Annotated in this window: 23 protein-coding genes; 13 read left to right on the top strand and 10 right to left on the bottom strand. The window is 72.5% G+C overall.

The genetic code is table 11. The features are described 5' to 3' along the window. The first annotated feature begins 33 nt into the window (after positions 1-33). On the top strand, positions 34-1221 hold the full coding sequence (gene glgA, locus N538_RS0112005) for a glycogen synthase (RefSeq protein ID WP_028637510.1): 1188 nt from the start codon (positions 34-36) through the stop codon (positions 1219-1221). A gap of 20 nt (positions 1222-1241) precedes the next feature. Beyond that, positions 1242-1955 (top strand): EthD domain-containing protein, encoded by a 714-nt coding sequence (locus N538_RS0112000; RefSeq protein ID WP_231496200.1) that lies wholly within the window; start codon positions 1242-1244, stop codon positions 1953-1955. Between the two features lie 98 nt (positions 1956-2053). On the opposite strand, the gene N538_RS0111995 is transcribed toward N538_RS0112000, so the two are convergent. The 4 genes from N538_RS0111995 to N538_RS0111980 are packed head-to-tail and all read right to left on the bottom strand — an operon-like array spanning position 2054 to position 5040. Beyond that, the gene (locus N538_RS0111995; protein WP_036570200.1) at positions 2054-3409 is read right to left on the bottom strand and encodes a GntP family permease; all 1356 of its coding nucleotides are present in this window, start codon (positions 3407-3409) and stop codon (positions 2054-2056) included. Next, positions 3409-3909: a gluconokinase gene (locus N538_RS0111990; RefSeq protein WP_028637526.1), complete on the bottom strand. Its 501-nt coding sequence runs from the start codon at positions 3907-3909 to the stop codon at positions 3409-3411. The genes N538_RS0111995 and N538_RS0111990 overlap by 1 nt, the downstream gene beginning before the upstream one ends. 9 nt (positions 3910-3918) lie before the next feature. Further along, positions 3919-4524, bottom strand: a complete 606-nt coding sequence (locus N538_RS0111985; protein ID WP_028637507.1) for an alpha/beta hydrolase — start codon at positions 4522-4524, stop codon at positions 3919-3921. Next, on the bottom strand, positions 4525-5040 hold the full coding sequence (locus tag N538_RS0111980) for a hypothetical protein (protein WP_155992072.1): 516 nt from the start codon (positions 5038-5040) through the stop codon (positions 4525-4527). It abuts the gene before it with no gap. A gap of 178 nt (positions 5041-5218) precedes the next feature. On the opposite strand from N538_RS0111980, the gene N538_RS0111975 reads away from it, so the two are divergent. The 6 genes from N538_RS0111975 to N538_RS0111950 all read left to right on the top strand — a co-directional run bounded on the left by N538_RS0111975 (position 5219) and on the right by N538_RS0111950 (position 10012). Further along, entirely contained in the window at positions 5219-5977 is a 759-nt protein-coding gene (locus tag N538_RS0111975) for an SDR family oxidoreductase (RefSeq protein ID WP_028637505.1), read from the top strand. A 49-nt stretch (positions 5978-6026) separates the two neighbouring features. Next, entirely contained in the window at positions 6027-6920 is an 894-nt protein-coding gene (locus N538_RS0111970) for an SDR family oxidoreductase (RefSeq protein ID WP_028637504.1), read from the top strand. Positions 6921-7032: 112 nt separating this feature from the next. Next, on the top strand, positions 7033-8187 hold the full coding sequence (locus N538_RS0111965) for an acyl-CoA dehydrogenase family protein (RefSeq protein WP_028637503.1): 1155 nt from the start codon (positions 7033-7035) through the stop codon (positions 8185-8187). 10 nt (positions 8188-8197) lie between these two features. Next, positions 8198-9334: an acyl-CoA dehydrogenase family protein gene (locus tag N538_RS0111960; protein ID WP_028637502.1), complete on the top strand. Its 1137-nt coding sequence runs from the start codon at positions 8198-8200 to the stop codon at positions 9332-9334. Between the two features lie 70 nt (positions 9335-9404). Next, a complete protein-coding gene (locus N538_RS25085; RefSeq protein WP_051549216.1) occupies positions 9405-9713 on the top strand; it encodes a WXG100 family type VII secretion target in 309 nt (102 codons plus the stop codon). Further along, positions 9713-10012, top strand: a complete 300-nt coding sequence (locus tag N538_RS0111950) for a WXG100 family type VII secretion target (protein WP_051549215.1) — start codon at positions 9713-9715, stop codon at positions 10010-10012. Before N538_RS25085 ends, N538_RS0111950 begins: the two co-directional genes overlap by 1 nt. A 115-nt stretch (positions 10013-10127) precedes the next feature. Here N538_RS0111950 and N538_RS28425 read toward each other — a convergent pair whose 3' ends face one another. Beyond that, positions 10128-10268: a hypothetical protein gene (locus N538_RS28425; protein WP_155992071.1), complete on the bottom strand. Its 141-nt coding sequence runs from the start codon at positions 10266-10268 to the stop codon at positions 10128-10130. 93 nt (positions 10269-10361) lie between these two features. Then, a complete protein-coding gene (locus N538_RS0111940; RefSeq protein WP_197025318.1) occupies positions 10362-10526 on the bottom strand; it encodes a hypothetical protein in 165 nt (54 codons plus the stop codon). A gap of 13 nt (positions 10527-10539) precedes the next feature. Between N538_RS0111940 and N538_RS0111935 the strand changes: the two genes are divergently transcribed. The 3 genes from N538_RS0111935 (at position 10540) to N538_RS0111925 (ending at position 12841) form a co-directional block, all read left to right on the top strand. Then, on the top strand, positions 10540-11145 hold the full coding sequence (locus N538_RS0111935; RefSeq protein WP_028637499.1) for a hypothetical protein: 606 nt from the start codon (positions 10540-10542) through the stop codon (positions 11143-11145). A 107-nt stretch (positions 11146-11252) separates the two neighbouring features. After that, positions 11253-12524, top strand: a complete 1272-nt coding sequence (locus tag N538_RS0111930) for a WXG100-like domain-containing protein (protein ID WP_028637498.1) — start codon at positions 11253-11255, stop codon at positions 12522-12524. Continuing rightward, positions 12521-12841, top strand: coding sequence for a hypothetical protein (locus tag N538_RS0111925; RefSeq protein ID WP_028637497.1), 321 nt, complete (start codon positions 12521-12523; stop codon positions 12839-12841). The genes N538_RS0111930 and N538_RS0111925 overlap by 4 nt, the downstream gene beginning before the upstream one ends. A gap of 58 nt (positions 12842-12899) precedes the next feature. Here N538_RS0111925 and N538_RS0111920 read toward each other — a convergent pair whose 3' ends face one another. Both N538_RS0111920 and N538_RS29485 read right to left on the bottom strand, forming a co-directional pair. Further along, complete coding sequence (locus N538_RS0111920; protein WP_197025317.1) at positions 12900-13403, bottom strand: DUF4234 domain-containing protein; 504 nt, start codon at positions 13401-13403, stop codon at positions 12900-12902. A gap of 109 nt (positions 13404-13512) precedes the next feature. Continuing rightward, positions 13513-13647, bottom strand: coding sequence for a hypothetical protein (locus N538_RS29485; protein WP_269320330.1), 135 nt, complete (start codon positions 13645-13647; stop codon positions 13513-13515). Positions 13648-13719: 72 nt separating this feature from the next. On the opposite strand from N538_RS29485, the gene N538_RS0111910 reads away from it, so the two are divergent. Further along, positions 13720-14334, top strand: coding sequence for a maleylpyruvate isomerase family mycothiol-dependent enzyme (locus N538_RS0111910; RefSeq protein ID WP_028637495.1), 615 nt, complete (start codon positions 13720-13722; stop codon positions 14332-14334). A gap of 17 nt (positions 14335-14351) precedes the next feature. Here the strand turns inward: N538_RS0111910 and N538_RS0111905 are convergent, their stop codons facing one another. After that, positions 14352-14753: a DUF2237 family protein gene (locus N538_RS0111905; RefSeq protein ID WP_028637494.1), complete on the bottom strand. Its 402-nt coding sequence runs from the start codon at positions 14751-14753 to the stop codon at positions 14352-14354. Beyond that, complete coding sequence (locus N538_RS0111900) at positions 14750-15166, bottom strand: hypothetical protein (protein ID WP_028637493.1); 417 nt, start codon at positions 15164-15166, stop codon at positions 14750-14752. Before N538_RS0111900 ends, N538_RS0111905 begins: the two co-directional genes overlap by 4 nt. A 98-nt stretch (positions 15167-15264) precedes the next feature. Here N538_RS0111900 and N538_RS28420 point away from each other — a divergent pair, with 98 nt between their 5' ends. Next, positions 15265-15420, top strand: coding sequence for a hypothetical protein (locus N538_RS28420; RefSeq protein WP_155992070.1), 156 nt, complete (start codon positions 15265-15267; stop codon positions 15418-15420). The last annotated feature ends 6 nt before the right edge of the window (positions 15421-15426 follow it).

Here is a 15426-nt window from a genome sequence, read left to right as displayed (position 1 = left end):
CCAAGGTAGTGCCCGCCGGATAGGTTCGGGAGCGTGCGAGTCGACGTGCTGTCCCGCGAGTACCCACCCGAGGTCTACGGAGGCGCCGGCGTGCACGTCGCCGAGCTGGTCCGCGCCCTACGCGCGCGGCCCGACGTGCAGGCGCACGTCCACGCGTTCGGTGCGTTCCGCGACGAGGCCCTCACGGCGTCGTACCCCGACCTCGCGGAGCTCTCCGGCGCGAACGCCGCGCTGCGCACCCTGGGAGTCGACCTCACCATCGCCGACGGCTGCGCGGGCACCGAGCTGGTGCACTCCCACACCTGGTACGCCAACCTCGCCGGCCACCTCTCCGCGCTGCTGTACGACGTCCCGCACGTCGTCTCCGCGCACTCGCTCGAGCCGCTGCGGCCGTGGAAGGCCGAGCAGCTCGGCGGGGGCTACGCGATCTCGTCCTGGGTCGAGCGGACGTCGTACGAGGCGGCGGCCGCGGTGATCGCAGTGTCGGCGGCGATGCGTGACGACGTGCTGGCGTCTTACCCCGCGGTGGACCCGGCTCGCGTGCACGTGGTGCACAACGGCATCGACACCGTCGACTGGGCGCCGGTCCCCTCGCCCGACCGGGTGCGCGCGCTCGGGGTGGAGCCGGACCGCCCGTCGGTGGTGTTCGTCGGCCGGATCACCCGGCAGAAGGGGCTGCCGCTGTTCCTGCGCGCCTGCGCCGCGTTGCCGCCCGACGTGCAGATCGTGCTGTGCGCGGGCGCGCCGGACACTCCCGAGATCATGGCCGAGGTCGAGGGGCTGGTCGCCTCCCTGCGCTCGTCGCGGTCCGGCGTCGTGTGGATCCCGGAGATGCTGCCGCGCCGCGACGTCGTCGCGCTGCTGACCGACGCCACGGCGTTCGCCTGCCCGTCGATCTACGAGCCGCTGGGCATCGTGAACCTGGAGGCGATGGCCTGCGAGACCGCCGTGGTCGCCACCGCCACCGGCGGCATCCCGGAGGTGGTGGTCGACGGCTCCACCGGCGTCCTCGTGCCGATCTCCCAAGCGACCGACGGGACCGGCACGCCGCTCGACCCGGACCGGTACGTCGCCGACTTCGCGGCCGCGCTCACCTCGGTCGTCTCCGACCCGGCGCGGGCCGCCGAGATGGGGAGGGCGGGTCGCGAGCGGGCGATCTCGTCGTTCTCCTGGGACGCCATCGCCGAGCGCACGGTCGAGGTCTACCGCTCCGTGCTCTGACGGCCCGCTACCGTCACCCCGTGGACAAGAACATGTTCCTGTTGTGGGGCGTCGACCCGAGTGCCCTACACGATGACGGCCTGCACGACGACGGCCTGCACGACGACGGCCTCCACGGAGCGCTGTACGCGGCCGGCGTCCGCCGGCTCCAGCTGAACGTCGACGACGAGCACGTGGCGGACGCGATGCGGTTCGGCGAGTTCGAGGAGCCGGTGCGGGCGATCGTGAGCACCTGGGACGCGGACCCGGCAGCGGTCGCCGCTGCGTTGGGACAGGTCGCGGCCACGGTCCACGGGTACGCCGTGGACGAGCGTCGCCGCCTGGACCCGCCGGAGGCGTGGGACGGGAGCCGCGCGGACGCGCTGGCCAACGTCGCGATCCTGCGGCGGCCGCAGGAGCTGGCACGGGACGAGTGGATCCGCCGCTGGATGGTCGAGCACACGCCGGTCGCGATCCGCACGCAGGCGACCTTCGGCTACGTGCAGAACGTCGTGACCGGCGCGGTCACCGCGGCGGCCCACGGCATCGACGCGATCGTCGAGGAGCTGTTCCCGAGCGCGGGGATCGCGGACATGCACGCCTTCTACGGCAGCGGCGGCGACGACGCCGAGCTGCACCGCCGGCTGGGCGAGCTGATGGCCAGCGTCGCCCGGATCGGCGCCGACCACGACCTCGACCTGGTCCCGACCAGCCGCTACCTCGACGAGCTCGATGCTCCGTCGGGTCGTACCTGATCGCCGTCCCGCCGGGCGCCCTCGACCTGCTCGATCGCGGCGTCCCGGCCGGGTCCCGGGCTGGTCGGTCCGGCGTGCTCACCGGGGCGGAGGTACCGCTACACGAACACCCCGAGCAGCAGGACGGCCAGGAGCCCGGTCACCGACAGCACGGTCTCCATCAGGGACCAGGACTTCACGGTCTGGCCGACGGTCATGCCGAAGTACTCCTTGACCAGCCAGAAGCCCGCGTCGTTCACGTGCGAGAAGAACAGGGATCCGGCGCCGACCGCGAGCACCACGAGCGACACCTCACCGGTCGGGAGGCCCTGCACCAGGCCGACCATCAGCGAGCTCGCGGTGATCGTCGCGACGGTGGCGGAGCCGGTGGCCAGGCGGATCAGCACGGCGAGCACCCACGCCAGCAGGAGCACCGAGACGTTCGCGCCCTTGGCCCAGTCGGCGAGCAGGGTGCCGATGCCGGTGTCGACGAGCACCTGCTTGAAGCCGCCACCCGCGGACACGATCAGCAGGATCCCGGCGATCGGCGGGAGCGCCTCCGAGACCGACGTCGAGATCCGCGCCCGGTCCATCCCGGTGCCGACGCCGAAGGTCAGCATCGCGACCAGGACCGCGATCAGCAGCGCGATGAACGGGTTGCCGATCACGTCGCCGACCTGCTGGACGTTGTTCTCCGGGTCGTCGATGACGATGTCGAGGATCGCCTTGCCGAGCATCAGCACCACCGGGAGCAACACGGTGGCGAGCGTGATCCCGAACGACGGGCGCCGGATGTCCTCGCGATCCTCTCGCTCCCACGTGGTCGGCGGCTCGACGACGACCCACCGGCCGGCCAGCACCCCGAACAAGGGGCCCGCGACGATGATCGTCGGGATCGCGACCACGATGCCGAGGCCCAGGGTCACGCCGAGGTTCGCGTCGAGGTTCTGGATCGCGATGACCGGCCCGGGGTGCGGCGGCACGAAGCCGTGCATCGCGGAGAGGCCCGCCAGCGCGGGGATGCCGACGGTGATCAGCGAGACCCGGGCGCGCCGGGCGACCAGGTAGATCACCGGCATCAGCAGCACGAGGCCGATCTCGAAGAACATCGGCAGGCCGATGATCGCGCCGACCAGGGCCATCGCCCACGGCAGCAGCCGCCCGGACGCCCGGCCGACGATCGTGTCGACGATCTGGTCCGCGCCGCCGGAGTCGGCGAGCAGCTTGGCGAACATGGCGCCGAGCGCGATCAGCGCGCCGACGCCGGCGGCCGTCGTGCCGAAGCCGGTGGTGAACGAGACGAGCACGTCGCTGACGTTCTGCCCGGCCAGGATGCCGACCGTCAGGCCGCCCAGGATCAGGGCCAGGAACGGGTGCATCTTGACGAGCGTGATCAGCACGACGATCAGCGCGATCGCGACGAGCGCGGCGGTGATCAGCTGCCAGCCGGCTGCGACCGGCTCGGTGAGGTCCATCAGTTCTCCTCGAGGTGCGTTCCCCTTACGTACCCCTCGACGATGGCATCGACACTCTGATCGACGTCGATGACCACCCCGTCCTCGTCGGGCTGGAGCTGCTCGAGGGTCGCGAACTGCGACCGCAGCAATGACGCGGGCATGAAATGGCCGGGCCGGCTCGCCTGCCGACGCGAGATCACCTCGAAGGAGCCTTCCAGCAGGACGAACCGCAGGTGCGGCGCGTGGTGGCGCAGCTGGTCGCGGTACTTCCGCTTGAGCGCGGAGCAGCTCATCACGCCGCCGTCCGGGTGCGCCGCGAGCCACTCCCCGACCTTCTCCAGCCACGGGTACCGGTCGTGGTCGTCGAGCGCGTGCCCCGCCGACATCTTGGCGATGTTGGCCGGCGGGTGCAGGTCGTCGGCGTCCTCGAACGGCACCCGGAGCCGCTGCGCCAGAGCAGCGCCGACGGTCGACTTGCCCGACCCTGACACACCCATCACCACGAGAGGAGGCGGCATGTCGCCACGTTAGCCGAGCAGGTGCTCCGCGAGGAACGTCGCGGCCGCGCCGTCGAACTCGCCGCGCCGCTGCAGCATCGCGTGGGTGCCGCCCGGGACCTCGCGCAGCTCGACGTCGGTACGCCGGCCCAGGCGCGCGGCGACCGTGCGGGAGCGACCGATCGAGGCCACCCGGTCCTCGGTCCCGTGCACGACCAGCACGGCACGGCCGGTGAGGTCCGCGTCGTCGTCCGGGTAGACCCACGGGTTGAGCGCGACCACGCAGCGGACCGCCGGCTCGCCGCCGGCGAGCAGCGCGGCCCGGCCGCCCAGCGAGTGTCCGACCAGGCCGACCGGCAGGTCGCCGTACCTCTCCTGCAGCTCGCCGAGCGCCCACCGGACGTCGTCGACGGGTGTGGTGGAGGTCCCCCAGCCGCGCGTGGAGTTCAGCAGCCGGTGCACCGCCAGCCGGCCGCGCCCCGCGCGTGCGACCCGGCGGGCGACCGGGACCATCCGCAGCACCGAGAGCTGGGCGGGGCTGACGTCGGGCCGGTCGTCCCGGCTGGCGCCGCCGTGCAGCACCAGGACCGCGGCAGCGGGGTGCCGCGGTGTCCGGGTGTCGACGAGCCGCCGCACCTAGGGGACGACGACGGTGAACGCGACGATGTTCGTGAGCGCGTTCGCCGTGCCGGCCTTGAACGCGTAGGTCCGTACGCCGAGGTCGGTCCCGGCCGGGCAGTCGTGGGCGGACTTGGAGACGAACGCCGACAGGTTGTTGCCGGATGAGTTGTCCCAGTCGACGGTCACCACGGGCGCCGTGCTGGAGGCGTCGATGCTGTCGTCCAGCGTCAGGCAGTAGATCCCGGTCGAGGGGCGCGTCACCGTCGCGAAGCCCTTGCTCCGGGTCGTGTCGATCGCCATCGTCGGGCTGATCACGACGCTGGTGTAGGCGCGGACCTGCATGGCCCTCGCGACCGCGGGGCCGAGGTCGGCCGGCTGGATCGAGCCGTCCTTGACCTTGACGCTGATGATGGCGTCGTTGGCGATGTCGCGGGTGCCGATCTTCGCGGCGGCGTAGCTCACGCCGCCCAGGGAGAGGACCAGGGCCAGGGTCGCCACGACGAGGGCTGGGGAAGGGAGGAAGCGTCGCACTCCAGCACTGTACGGAGCGCGGGCCCCGATCACGGGGAGGCGCTCGGGGTGGGTCCGGACCTGCCGAGCCGGTGGCCGAGTGTGCGCGCTGGCCAGTGGCTGATGCGAAGCCGCCCGGACCGCGACGAGGCTGACGTCAGCTCAAGGTCCTGCCCGTGCGCCCGAGGAGGAAGCCCGCATGTCCAGCCCGACCACCAACACCAGCAGCGGCGACCCACGCGTAGCCATCGTCACGGGCGGATCAGGAGGGATCGGGCGCGTCGTGTCGCAGCGACTTGCCGCCGACGGGATCAGCGTGGTGGTGCACTACGCCGGCAACCCCGCGCACGCCGAGGAGGTTGCCTCGTCGATCACGGACGCGGGAGGCTCTGCCAGCATCTTCCAGGCCGACGTCGCGGACGAGCACCAGGTCGAGGACCTGTTCGCCAGCGCCGAGGAGCAGCACGGCGGGATCGACGTCGTGGTGCACACCGCCGGCATCATGCTGCTGTCGCCGCTGGCCGAGCTCAGCCTGGACGACCTGGACCGGATGCATCGCACCAACATCCGCGGCACCTTCGTCGTGAACCAGCAGGCCGCTCGTCGGCTGCGCCGCGGCGGCGCGATCGTCAACTTCTCCTCGTCGGTGGTCAAGCTCGCCTTCCCGACCTACACCGGCTACGCGGCCACCAAGGGCGCCGTGGACGCGATCACCATGATCCTGGCGAAGGAGATGCGCGGGCGCGACATCACCGTCAACGCCGTCGCCCCGGGCCCGACCGCCACGCCGCTGTTCTTCGAGGGCAAGGACCAGGCGACGCTCGACCGCCTGGCGAACATGTCGCCGACGCAGCGGCTGGGGACCCCGGAGGACATCGCCGAGACCGTCGCCTTCCTCGCCGGCCCGGGCCGCTGGGTCAACGGCCAGGTGATCTACGTCAACGGCGGCATCGCCTGAGCGGCACCCGCGATTCCCGGCACGTCACCAGCCCCCGAGGAGAGAGCTCGTGCAGAAGAACATCGTCGTCACCGGCGCGTCGAGCGGCTTCGGCGCGATGACCACCCGGGCGCTGGCTGACGCGGGTCACCGGGTCTACGCCGGGATGCGCGGCACCACCGCCCGCAACGCCCCGGCGGTCGCCGAGCTCGCCGAGTACGCCGGCACGCACCGGGTCGAGGCCCGCGCCGTCGAGATGGACGTGAGTGACCAGACCTCCGTCGACGCCGCCGTGAAGGAGGTCCTCGAGGACGCGGGTCGCCTGGACGTGGTGGTTCACAACGCCGGGCACATGGTCCTGGGACCGGCCGAGGCCTTCACCCCCGAGGAGCTCGCGGAGGTCTACGACGTGAACGTGCTCTCCACCCAGCGGGTCAACCGCGCGGTGCTTCCGCACCTTCGGGCTCGCGGCGACGGCCTGCTCGTCTGGGTCGGCTCCTCCAGCAGCCGCGGCGGCACTCCGCCGTACCTGGCGCCGTACTTCGCCGCCAAGGCCGCCGAGGACGCCCTCGCGGTGAGCTACGCCGCCGAGCTCGCCCGCTTCGGGATCGACACCACCATCGTGGTCCCGGGCTCGTTCACGACCGGCACCAACCACTTCGCCCACGCCGGAGGGCCGACGGACGCCGGGACCGCCGCCGCCTATGAGACCCGGTACGCCGGGCTGCTCGACCAGGTCGCGGCGCGCCTCGCCGAGCTCGCCCCGGAGTCCGCCGACCCGACCGAGGTCGCCCGGGAGATCGTCCGGGTCGTCGACCTGCCGAAGGGTCGCCGGCCGTTCCGGGTCCACGTCGACCCGGTGGGTGACGGCGCCGAGGAGGTCAACCTGCTCGGCGACCGGGTCCGCGAGCAGTTCCTCTCCCGGATCGGCCTCGCCGACCTGCTCGTCCCGCGCCTGTCGTAGCCGCAGTCCCCGGCAGGCCGTCGGACGGAATGGCTTCCAGTCCCCGGCCGGTCGAGGCGCGCCTCCATACCGGCCGGTAACGTGGCCCCACCGACCCATCAGGAGGCCACCCATGCAGCTGGCGCTGTCGGCGGAGGACGCCGAGTTCCGCGACGAGATGCGGGAGTTCTTCACCACGAAGATCCCCCAGGAGATCCGGGACGCGGTGCGCGACCGGCGCGAGCTCACCCGCGAGCAGCTCGTGGAGAGCATGCAGGTCATGAACGCGCACGGCCTCGCCGTACCGAACTGGCCCACGGAGTGGGGTGGCCGGGACTGGTCGCCACTGCGCCGCCACATCTGGCACGAGGAGATGCAGCGCGCCTACGTGCCGGTGCCGCTCGCGTTCAACGCCTCGATGATCGGCCCGGTGATCGCGCAGTTCGGCTCGCAGGAGATGAAGGAGAAGTTCCTGCCGCCGACCGCGAACCTCGACATCTGGTGGTCTCAGGGGTTCTCCGAGCCGGACGCCGGCTCCGACCTGGCGGCACTGAAGTGCCGGGCGGTGCGCGACGGCGACGAGTACGTTGTCAACGGGCAGAAGACCTGGACGACCCTGGGGCAGTACGGCGACTGGATCTTCAACCTGGTGCGCACCGACCCCGAGGCCAAGAAGCAGGCCGGCATCTCGATGCTGCTCATCGACATGACCTCCCCGGGCGTCGAGGTCCGGCCGATCGAGCTGATCGACGGCGGCCACGAGGTCAACGAGGTGTGGTTCACCGACGTCCGCGTGCCGGTCGAGAACCTGGTCGGCGAGGAGAACCGCGCCTGGGACTACGCGAAGTTCCTGCTCGGCAACGAGCGCGTCGGCGTCGCACCGGTGGGTGCCACGAAGCGGGTGCTCGCGCAGGCCAAGGAGTGGGCCGGCCCGATGCTCGAGGAGGACCCGCTGCTGGCGGCGCGGATCGTCGAGCTGGAGAACGAGCTGCTCGCCCTCGAGCTCACGGCGCTGCGGGTGGTCGCCCACTCCGCGGACGGCAAGCCGCACCCGGCGTCCTCCGTCCTCAAGCTCAAGGGCACCGAGCTCCAGCAGGCCGTCACCGAGCTGGTCGTCGACGTCGCCGGTCCGGCCTCGCTCGCCTCCGGCGCAGGCGACGACTCCGACCTGCCGTGGTGGACCCGGCGCTCGACGCCGGTGTACCTGAACTTCCGCAAGGCCTCGATCTACGGCGGCTCCAACGAGGTGCAGCGCCAGATCATCGCCCGCACGATCCTGGGACTCTGAGGAGCAGCGCATGGACTTCACGTACGACGAGGAGCAGCAGGCCCTCCGCGAGGCCGTCCGCGGCCTGGTGGGCAAGGCGTACTCCGACTTCGAGAACCGCCGGCGCACGGTCGCCGAGGAGCCGGGCTTCAGCGACAAGGTCTGGCAGCAGCTCGCCGAGATGGGGGTGCTGGGCCTGCCCTTCGAGGAGCAGTACGGCGGCATGGGCGCCGGTGCGATCGAGGTCGGGATCGTGGCGCAGGAGCTGGGCCGGGTGCTCGCTCCCGAGCCGTTCCTGACCTCGGTGGTGCTGGCCGGCGGACTGGTCGCGGCGGCGGGCTCGGAGGAGCAGAAGACCGAGCTGCTGGGCGGACTGTCGTCCGGCGAGACGGTGCTCGCCTTCGCGCACGCCGAGCCGGGCTCGCGCTGGTCGCCCTCGGCGACCGCCGTGCAGGCGACCTCCTCCGGGGACGCCTGGACGCTGAGCGGGGTCAAGGAGCCGGTCGTCCAGGGCGCCCGCGCCGACGTGCTGGTCGTGAGCGCGGCGCTGCCGGACGGCGGCACCGGGCTGTTCGTGGTCGCGGGCACCGATGCCGCCCGCGAGGGCTACCCGACGCACGACGGCGGCCGGGCCGCGCGGGTCGCCTTCGACGGCACCGCCGCGGTCCCGCTGGGCTCGGGCGGCGACGCCACCGGGGTCGTCTCCCGGGTGCTCGACATCGCTCGGATCACCGCGTGCAACGAGGCGATCGGGCTGATGGAGGTGGCGCTGGAGACCACCTCGGCGTACCTCAAGAGCCGCAAGCAGTTCGGCGTCACGCTCAACACGTTCCAGGCGCTGACCTTCCGCGCGGCCGACCTGTACGTCTCGCTGGAGCTCGCCCGCAGCATGGCGGTGTGGGCGACGATGGTCCTCGCGGACGCGTCGGGCGAGGAGGCGTCGGTCGCGGCGTCGCGGGCGGCCCTGCAGGTCAGCCGGGCCGGCCGGCACATCGGCCAGGAGGCGATCCAGCTGCACGGCGGCATCGGCATGACCGCGGAGTACTCCATCGGGTCCTACACCAGCCGGCTCACCGCGCTCGACCACCTGCTCGGCGACGGCAACCACCACCTGGCGCTGCTGGCCGCCGGCGTGGGCGGGTACGACGAGGTCGACCCGCTGCCCTGAGCCCGGGGAGTTCTCCACAGATCGCGGGCGCCCCGTGTCGATGGCCGTCGGCACGGGGCATCGTCAGGTCATGGGCACCATGACCACTGATCACCAGGCCTTCCGGTCGGCCGTGGCGGACCTGCGCGACGCCGCCTCGCGGCTCGCCGCCGACCGGGACCGCGCGGCCCGGTCGGTCGACGCGCTCCTCGGCACCTGGTCGGGCACTGTCGCGTCGTCGTACGCCGAGGGGTGGGACGCGTGGTGTGCCGGGGCCGCCCGAGTCCTCGAGGGGCTGAGCTCGATGGCGACCCTGCTCGAGTCGGCCGACGCCGACTTCTCCGCCACGGACGCCGGCGCCGGCGCCGAGCTCGGCCGGCTCACCACGAGGCTGGGCTGATGTACGCCGTGGACCTCGAGGAGCTGCTCGCGACCGTCGACCTGCTCGGCCGGTGCGGCGAGGAGCTCGACGAGCTGCTGGCCGCCATCGCGGGGCGGGTCGCCGTGCTGCACGACACCTGGAGCGGCCGCGCCGCCGGCGCCCAGGCCACGGCCCAGGCGGAGTGGGAGTCCGGGTTCCGCGAGATGCGCGAGGGCCTCGCCGCGATGCGCGCGGCCGGCTCGACCGCGCACGACCGCTACCGCTCGGCGGCCGACACGAACGTACGGATGTGGCAACAGGTCGCTGCCACCGGTTGACGGGGGCCGGGGCACCGAGGACGGGACGCGCGCACGACGTCACGTCTCCTCCACGGTGCCCGGGTCGCCCCGCGGGTCGCGGCTCCGCCCTGGGCGGGGCCGGGGATGGCAGGGGTCACCGGATGGTCTGCAGTCGCAGCATCTCGAACTCCACCTGCCGCTGGTGCTTCCGGCGCAGGTCCATCAGGCGCTGCTGCTTGTCCTGGGGCGGCAGGGCGCGCCAGGTGGTACGCCGCTCGATCAGCGTGGTCTTCATGTCGGTTCCTCTCGGGTTGTGCCCACCTCCCTGGCGGGCACGCCCATCGTGTGCGCGCGCCCTTGGAGGCGACTGGGAGCCGACTTGGAACCGCTAGGTCCCCGAGGTGCCAGGAGGCTCGGCGATCCGCTCGTGCAACCGGTCGCGCACCTGCTCCGGCGTGAGCTCCGCCCGTTGGCGCTGGTCACGGGCGATGATGACCCCGGTGGCGGCGACGCCGGCCACCCCGGCGAGCCCGAGCCACTTCCACAGCTTCACGAGGACCCCTTCCATGACCGACCTGCACCTCGACACGGCGGTCGACCTGACCCGCACCGGCGACCTGTGGCTGTTCCGCGGCCGCTCGACCGCGGACCACGCTATCCGGGTCCTGACCAACGCACCCGTCAACCACGTCGGGATGGCCGTCGTCCTCGACGACCTGCCACCGCTGATGTGGCACGCCGAGCTCGGCAAGGGGCTGATGGACGTCTGGACCAACAGCCACCACCGCGGCGTGCAGCTCCACGACCTGCGCGCCGCCGTCGACCAGTGGACCAGCCGGTATGAACAGCAGGCCTGGCTGCGCCAGCTGGACGGGACCGTCACCCGCGAGATGGAGGACGCGGTGCTGAGGACGATCGCCCGGCTGGACGGCACGCCTTTCCCCGCCACGGCCAAGCTGATCGGGCGCTGGGCGCGCGGGCGGGTGCGCCGGGCGGCCTCCGCCGAGCTGACGTACTGCGCCGAGGTCGTGGCGGCGACGTACACCGCGATGGGCCTGCTCGACGGGAGCCGGCCGACGAACTACTACGACCCGGGGAAGTTCTGGTCCGGTGACGACCTGGAGCTGCTGCGGGGTGCGCGGCTCGGCGAGGAGATCCGGATCGTCACCTGAGGTAGCGGCGGTCCCCGAGGGGTGCGCCGGAGACGGTCGTGGCGCCGGTTGTCCACAGCCCGGGCGGTGACCGCGTCGCGGCACCTCCTCGCGGGCAGCCTGCCGGCATGAGGCTCCTCATCGACGGCGGCGGCTACACGACCGCGACGAGCGCCTTCGGGCACGCCAACCACGCCGCGGCACTGCGCTGCGACTCCCTGTCCGCGGCCCTCGCGGGCTACGCCGCCATGGCCGGCGACTCCTCCAGCTCGGCCGACTTCGCCGAGACCTACGACGCCGCCGCTGCCGACGGCCTCGCGGCGCTGGCCGACCTGGCCGACTCGTTCGCCGGCCTCGGCCGCCTCACGCACGGCTCGCACCAGAACCACCGCGCCGCCGAGGGACTGGCCGGCCTGGACGACGTCGCGTACACCGGCGTACGCCCCACGGCGCCGCCGTCCTCGCTCGGTGGCGATCCGTCCGGCCTGCCGGACACACTGAACTGGCTCCTCGACCACGTCGAGGCGTTCATCTGGCCGGACGCCGACGTCGACAGGCTGCGCACGGCCGGGGCGACGTGGCGCGGCGCCGCCGGGGGCCTCGCCGCCCTCGTGGACCACTGCGACCTGGTCGTCTCGGCGCTCGGCGAGGAGCACTCTCCCGAGATCCCGCTCGCCCTCGACGCCGTGCGCACCCTCAAGGGCGGCATCTGTGACCTGGCCGAGCAGTACGTCGCGATCGCCGGCGCCTGCGAGCAGTACGCCGACCAGGTCGAGCAGCAGCGCGCCGCGATGCTCGACTTCCTGTTCGACCTGCTCCGCGACTCGCTGATCATCGAGGGCATCGGCATCGGGCTGAGCTTCGTCACCGCGGGCGGTACCGCCGCGGGCGCCACCGCGATCAACATCGCCCGCGTCGGCGCCGAGATGCCCCGGATCCTGCAGTTCGTCGAGGCGGTCCGCACGGCGGCCGCCGCGGCAGCGGCGGTGATGCGGTCCGCGGGCGAGATCGTGCTGCGCGCCCGGTCGACCTTCGGCAGGTTCGCCGGGCTGGTGCTCGCGTCGGACGCGCGGGCGCTGACCATGTCGACGGCCGACCTGGAGCGGCTGCGAAGGGTCGGCCTCACGTTCCGCGATCAGCGGATGTTTGACCCGCACTCGTTGCGCGGCCTCAGTCGTCATGACCTCACGCAGCTGTTGAGCCCGTGGGACGTCCGACCTGCGAAGCGGGGCGAGGGCTTGGTCTTCACGGACCCGATCCGCAACGGACGTCAGATCCGACTCATGGACGGCTACCCCGGGAACCGGCCGGACCCGATCACGCACGGTCCCTACGCTGTGGTGTCTCAGAACAGCGACAAGCCAATCAAGATCGCGCTGGAAGGAAATCCGACGTTGTGACCGATCCTGCGCAGGTTGACGCCCTCCTCGCCTGCATCGACGAGGAGTACGAGGACCTCGGCTACGTCGGCCTCTACCAGTTCAGCTGGTGTCAACGCAGCCCCGATCACCGTCCCCCGCCGGACGTGGTCGCGGCGACCGCGAGGGCCGCCTACGAGGAGTTCCGGCGACGCACGCCGACCACGCTGGTCTGGCTCGCGTGGCCCGCAGCGGATCCTGACACCGCGGTGCCGGCTGACGATGACACGGTGCCGGTTCTCGACATGGACCCGGACCGGCCCGTGTCCGAACCCTTCCTGGCCCTGATACCCGCCTGACGTCACACGGGCGAGGCCAACCGAAGGCCTCGCCCGCTCGACGTCCCGAAAGCGAGGCTCAGTCCTCGCGGGCGCCCTTCGAGCGCCAGTAGTCGTTCAGCGCGCCGTTCGTCTTCACGAACCACACGATCGCGCCGATGAGGAACAGCCAGCCGAGCAGCAGGTACCACAGGCCGGTCGCGGCCTTGACCGGCGCGGGCCTGCCGTCGCGCTCGTAGAGCTTGCCGACCTCCGCCGAGGTGATGAACGGCATCACGATGCCGACCACGACCGCGAGGAGCAGGGCGATCGGTCCGCCGATGCCGTCGCCGGAGTGACGCTTCATCTCGTCGTGCGTCTTGTACCACCAGTACCAGGAGTAGATGCCGAGCGTCACGATCGTGAGCAGCACGCAGGTGCCCGTGCTGCGGATCTTGCCCAGCGGCGCACCGCTCGGGACGGCGTACGGCGCGGCTGCGGCGCCGCCCGCCATCGCGGGAACGGCCGCGGGTGCGGCCGGGGCCGCTTCGTACGGCGGCGGAACCGCCGACTGGGTCGGTAGGGGTTCGTTGGTGTCGGTCATGGAGAGGTCCCTCCTCAGGGAGCCGGTCGCCGATTGGCGTCGGCAAACGCTAATCCGCGTCCGGCCCCGCGAGGGACGAAACCCCACTGGACTGGACCGGCTGTGGGAGTCAGGCTCGGCGGAGGAACCGCAGCTCCATCTCGATCTGCGCCTGCTGGCGGCGGCGGAGCTCGTCGAGGCGCAGCTGCTTCTGCTCCCCGGTGAGCGCGTGCCAGGCCCGGTGCCGCGCGAGCTGCCCGTTCATGTCCCCCATCGTGCGCCCGGAGCCTGTCTCCGCGCCTCCGAATTAATCTCCCCCGGCTGTGAGAATGGCGGCATGCAGCCCCGCGCCAGCTTCGACGCCGCCGCCGACGCGTTCCTCGACCTCGTCGGCGCCGTCCCTCGGGAGCGGTACGACGGACCGGGGCTCGGCGACTGGGACCTGCGCTCGCTGATCGGGCACACGGGCCGCTCGCTGGTGACCGTGGCGACCTACCTCCGCACCCGCGCCGACACCGTCGCGGTGGCGTCGCCGGCGGCGTACTACGTCGCGGTCGACCGGTTCGCCACGGCGGAGACGACCGCGGCCATCGACCAGCGCGGGGTGGACGCCGGGCAGGCCCTCGGCGACGACCCGGTCGCCGCCCTCCACCAGCACCGGGCCGACGCCGACGCGGCGCTGGCCGCACTCGACGGCGACCCGGTGGTGGAGACCATCGCCGGCGGGATGCGGGTGAGCGACTACCTCCCGACCCGCACCTTCGAGCTGACCGTGCACTGCCTGGACATCGCCCGGGCGACCGGGCTGGCGTTCACGCCGCCGACCGTCGCGCTCGCCGAGGCGCTCGAGCTCGCGAGCGCCAGCGCCCTCGAGCTGGGCCTCGGCACCGACGTGCTGCTCGCGCTCACCGGACGTCAGCCGCTGCCACCCGGCTGTTCGGTCGTGCCCTGAGTCAGATCAACGGGGAGTCAGAGCAACGAGCCGGGGTCCCCGGGGACGTCGACGGAGTGCTCCTCGAGCGCGCGCAGCGGGACGATCTCGAGCGCCCGCTGGTTCGTAGCGGCGAGCACGACGGGCGCGGCGAACCCGTCCGCGTACGCCTGCAGCCACCGCGCGGCGACCACGCACCAGCGGTCGCCGGGGTGCAGGCCCGCGAAGGCGTACTCGGGTCGCGGCGTCGACAGGTCGTTCCCGACCGCCTGCTGGTGGGCGAGGAACTCCTCGGTCATCACCGCGCACACGGCGTGCAGGCCGATGTCCTCGGACCCGCAGCGGCAGCTGCCGTCGCGGAAGTAGCCGGTGACCGGGTCGGTCCCGCAGGGCTCCAGGACGCCGCCGAGGACGTTGACCTCGTCCGGCTGCCCGGTCATCCCAGCGACCAGACGCCCGGCCGGCCCTTGGTCATCTCGCCGTCGGCGATCAGGGCCTGGCGCGCCCGGCGGGCGGCGTACCGCCACCGCAGCTCGCCCTCGGGCGTCGTCTGGTGGTCCGCCTCGGTGAGACGCTCGGCCATCCGGTCCTCCAGCGCCCGGAACAGCTCCTCCTGCTCGAGCTGGCCACCGGCCTCCTCCAGCACCGCCACGATGTCGGGCCGGAACGCCTCCGGCGGCGTCCACTTGCGCGGCACCGACCGGCTCGGCGCGGCCTTCTTGACGACCGGCCTGCCGGCCCGCGGCGTCGCCGTCCGGGCCGTCGCGCGCGGCGGCGGGGGCGCCGGTGGGTTCCCGTGGATGCACTGGGACTTCGGGAGGTCACACAGGTCGCAGTAGTCCTCGGCGCTCATCGGCACCCAGCCTAGACCGGAGTCTGAGGTACCCGACAGGGGGATCTAAGGAGGTCGCCCGATGTGGGCGACCACCTCAGGCGCGCACCGTCGTCCTCATGATCGCCTCACTGAACATCGACCCCACCACCGCCCTGATGCTGACCCACCTCGAGGTCGACGAGCTCGGCCGGATCCGCAGCCGCCGCGGCGACCTGCGCCGCCGGCAGCACCGGTTCCAGGCCGGTGCCCGGCTCCGCAAGCTGCTCGCCTGACCACCC

This window comes from Nocardioides sp. URHA0032 (genome assembly GCF_000620645.1).
Taxonomy (GTDB): Bacteria; Actinomycetota; Actinomycetes; order Propionibacteriales; family Nocardioidaceae; genus Nocardioides.
The sequence above is the reverse complement of the archived record's forward strand: the minus strand, read 5'-3'. Positions and strand labels throughout refer to the sequence as shown.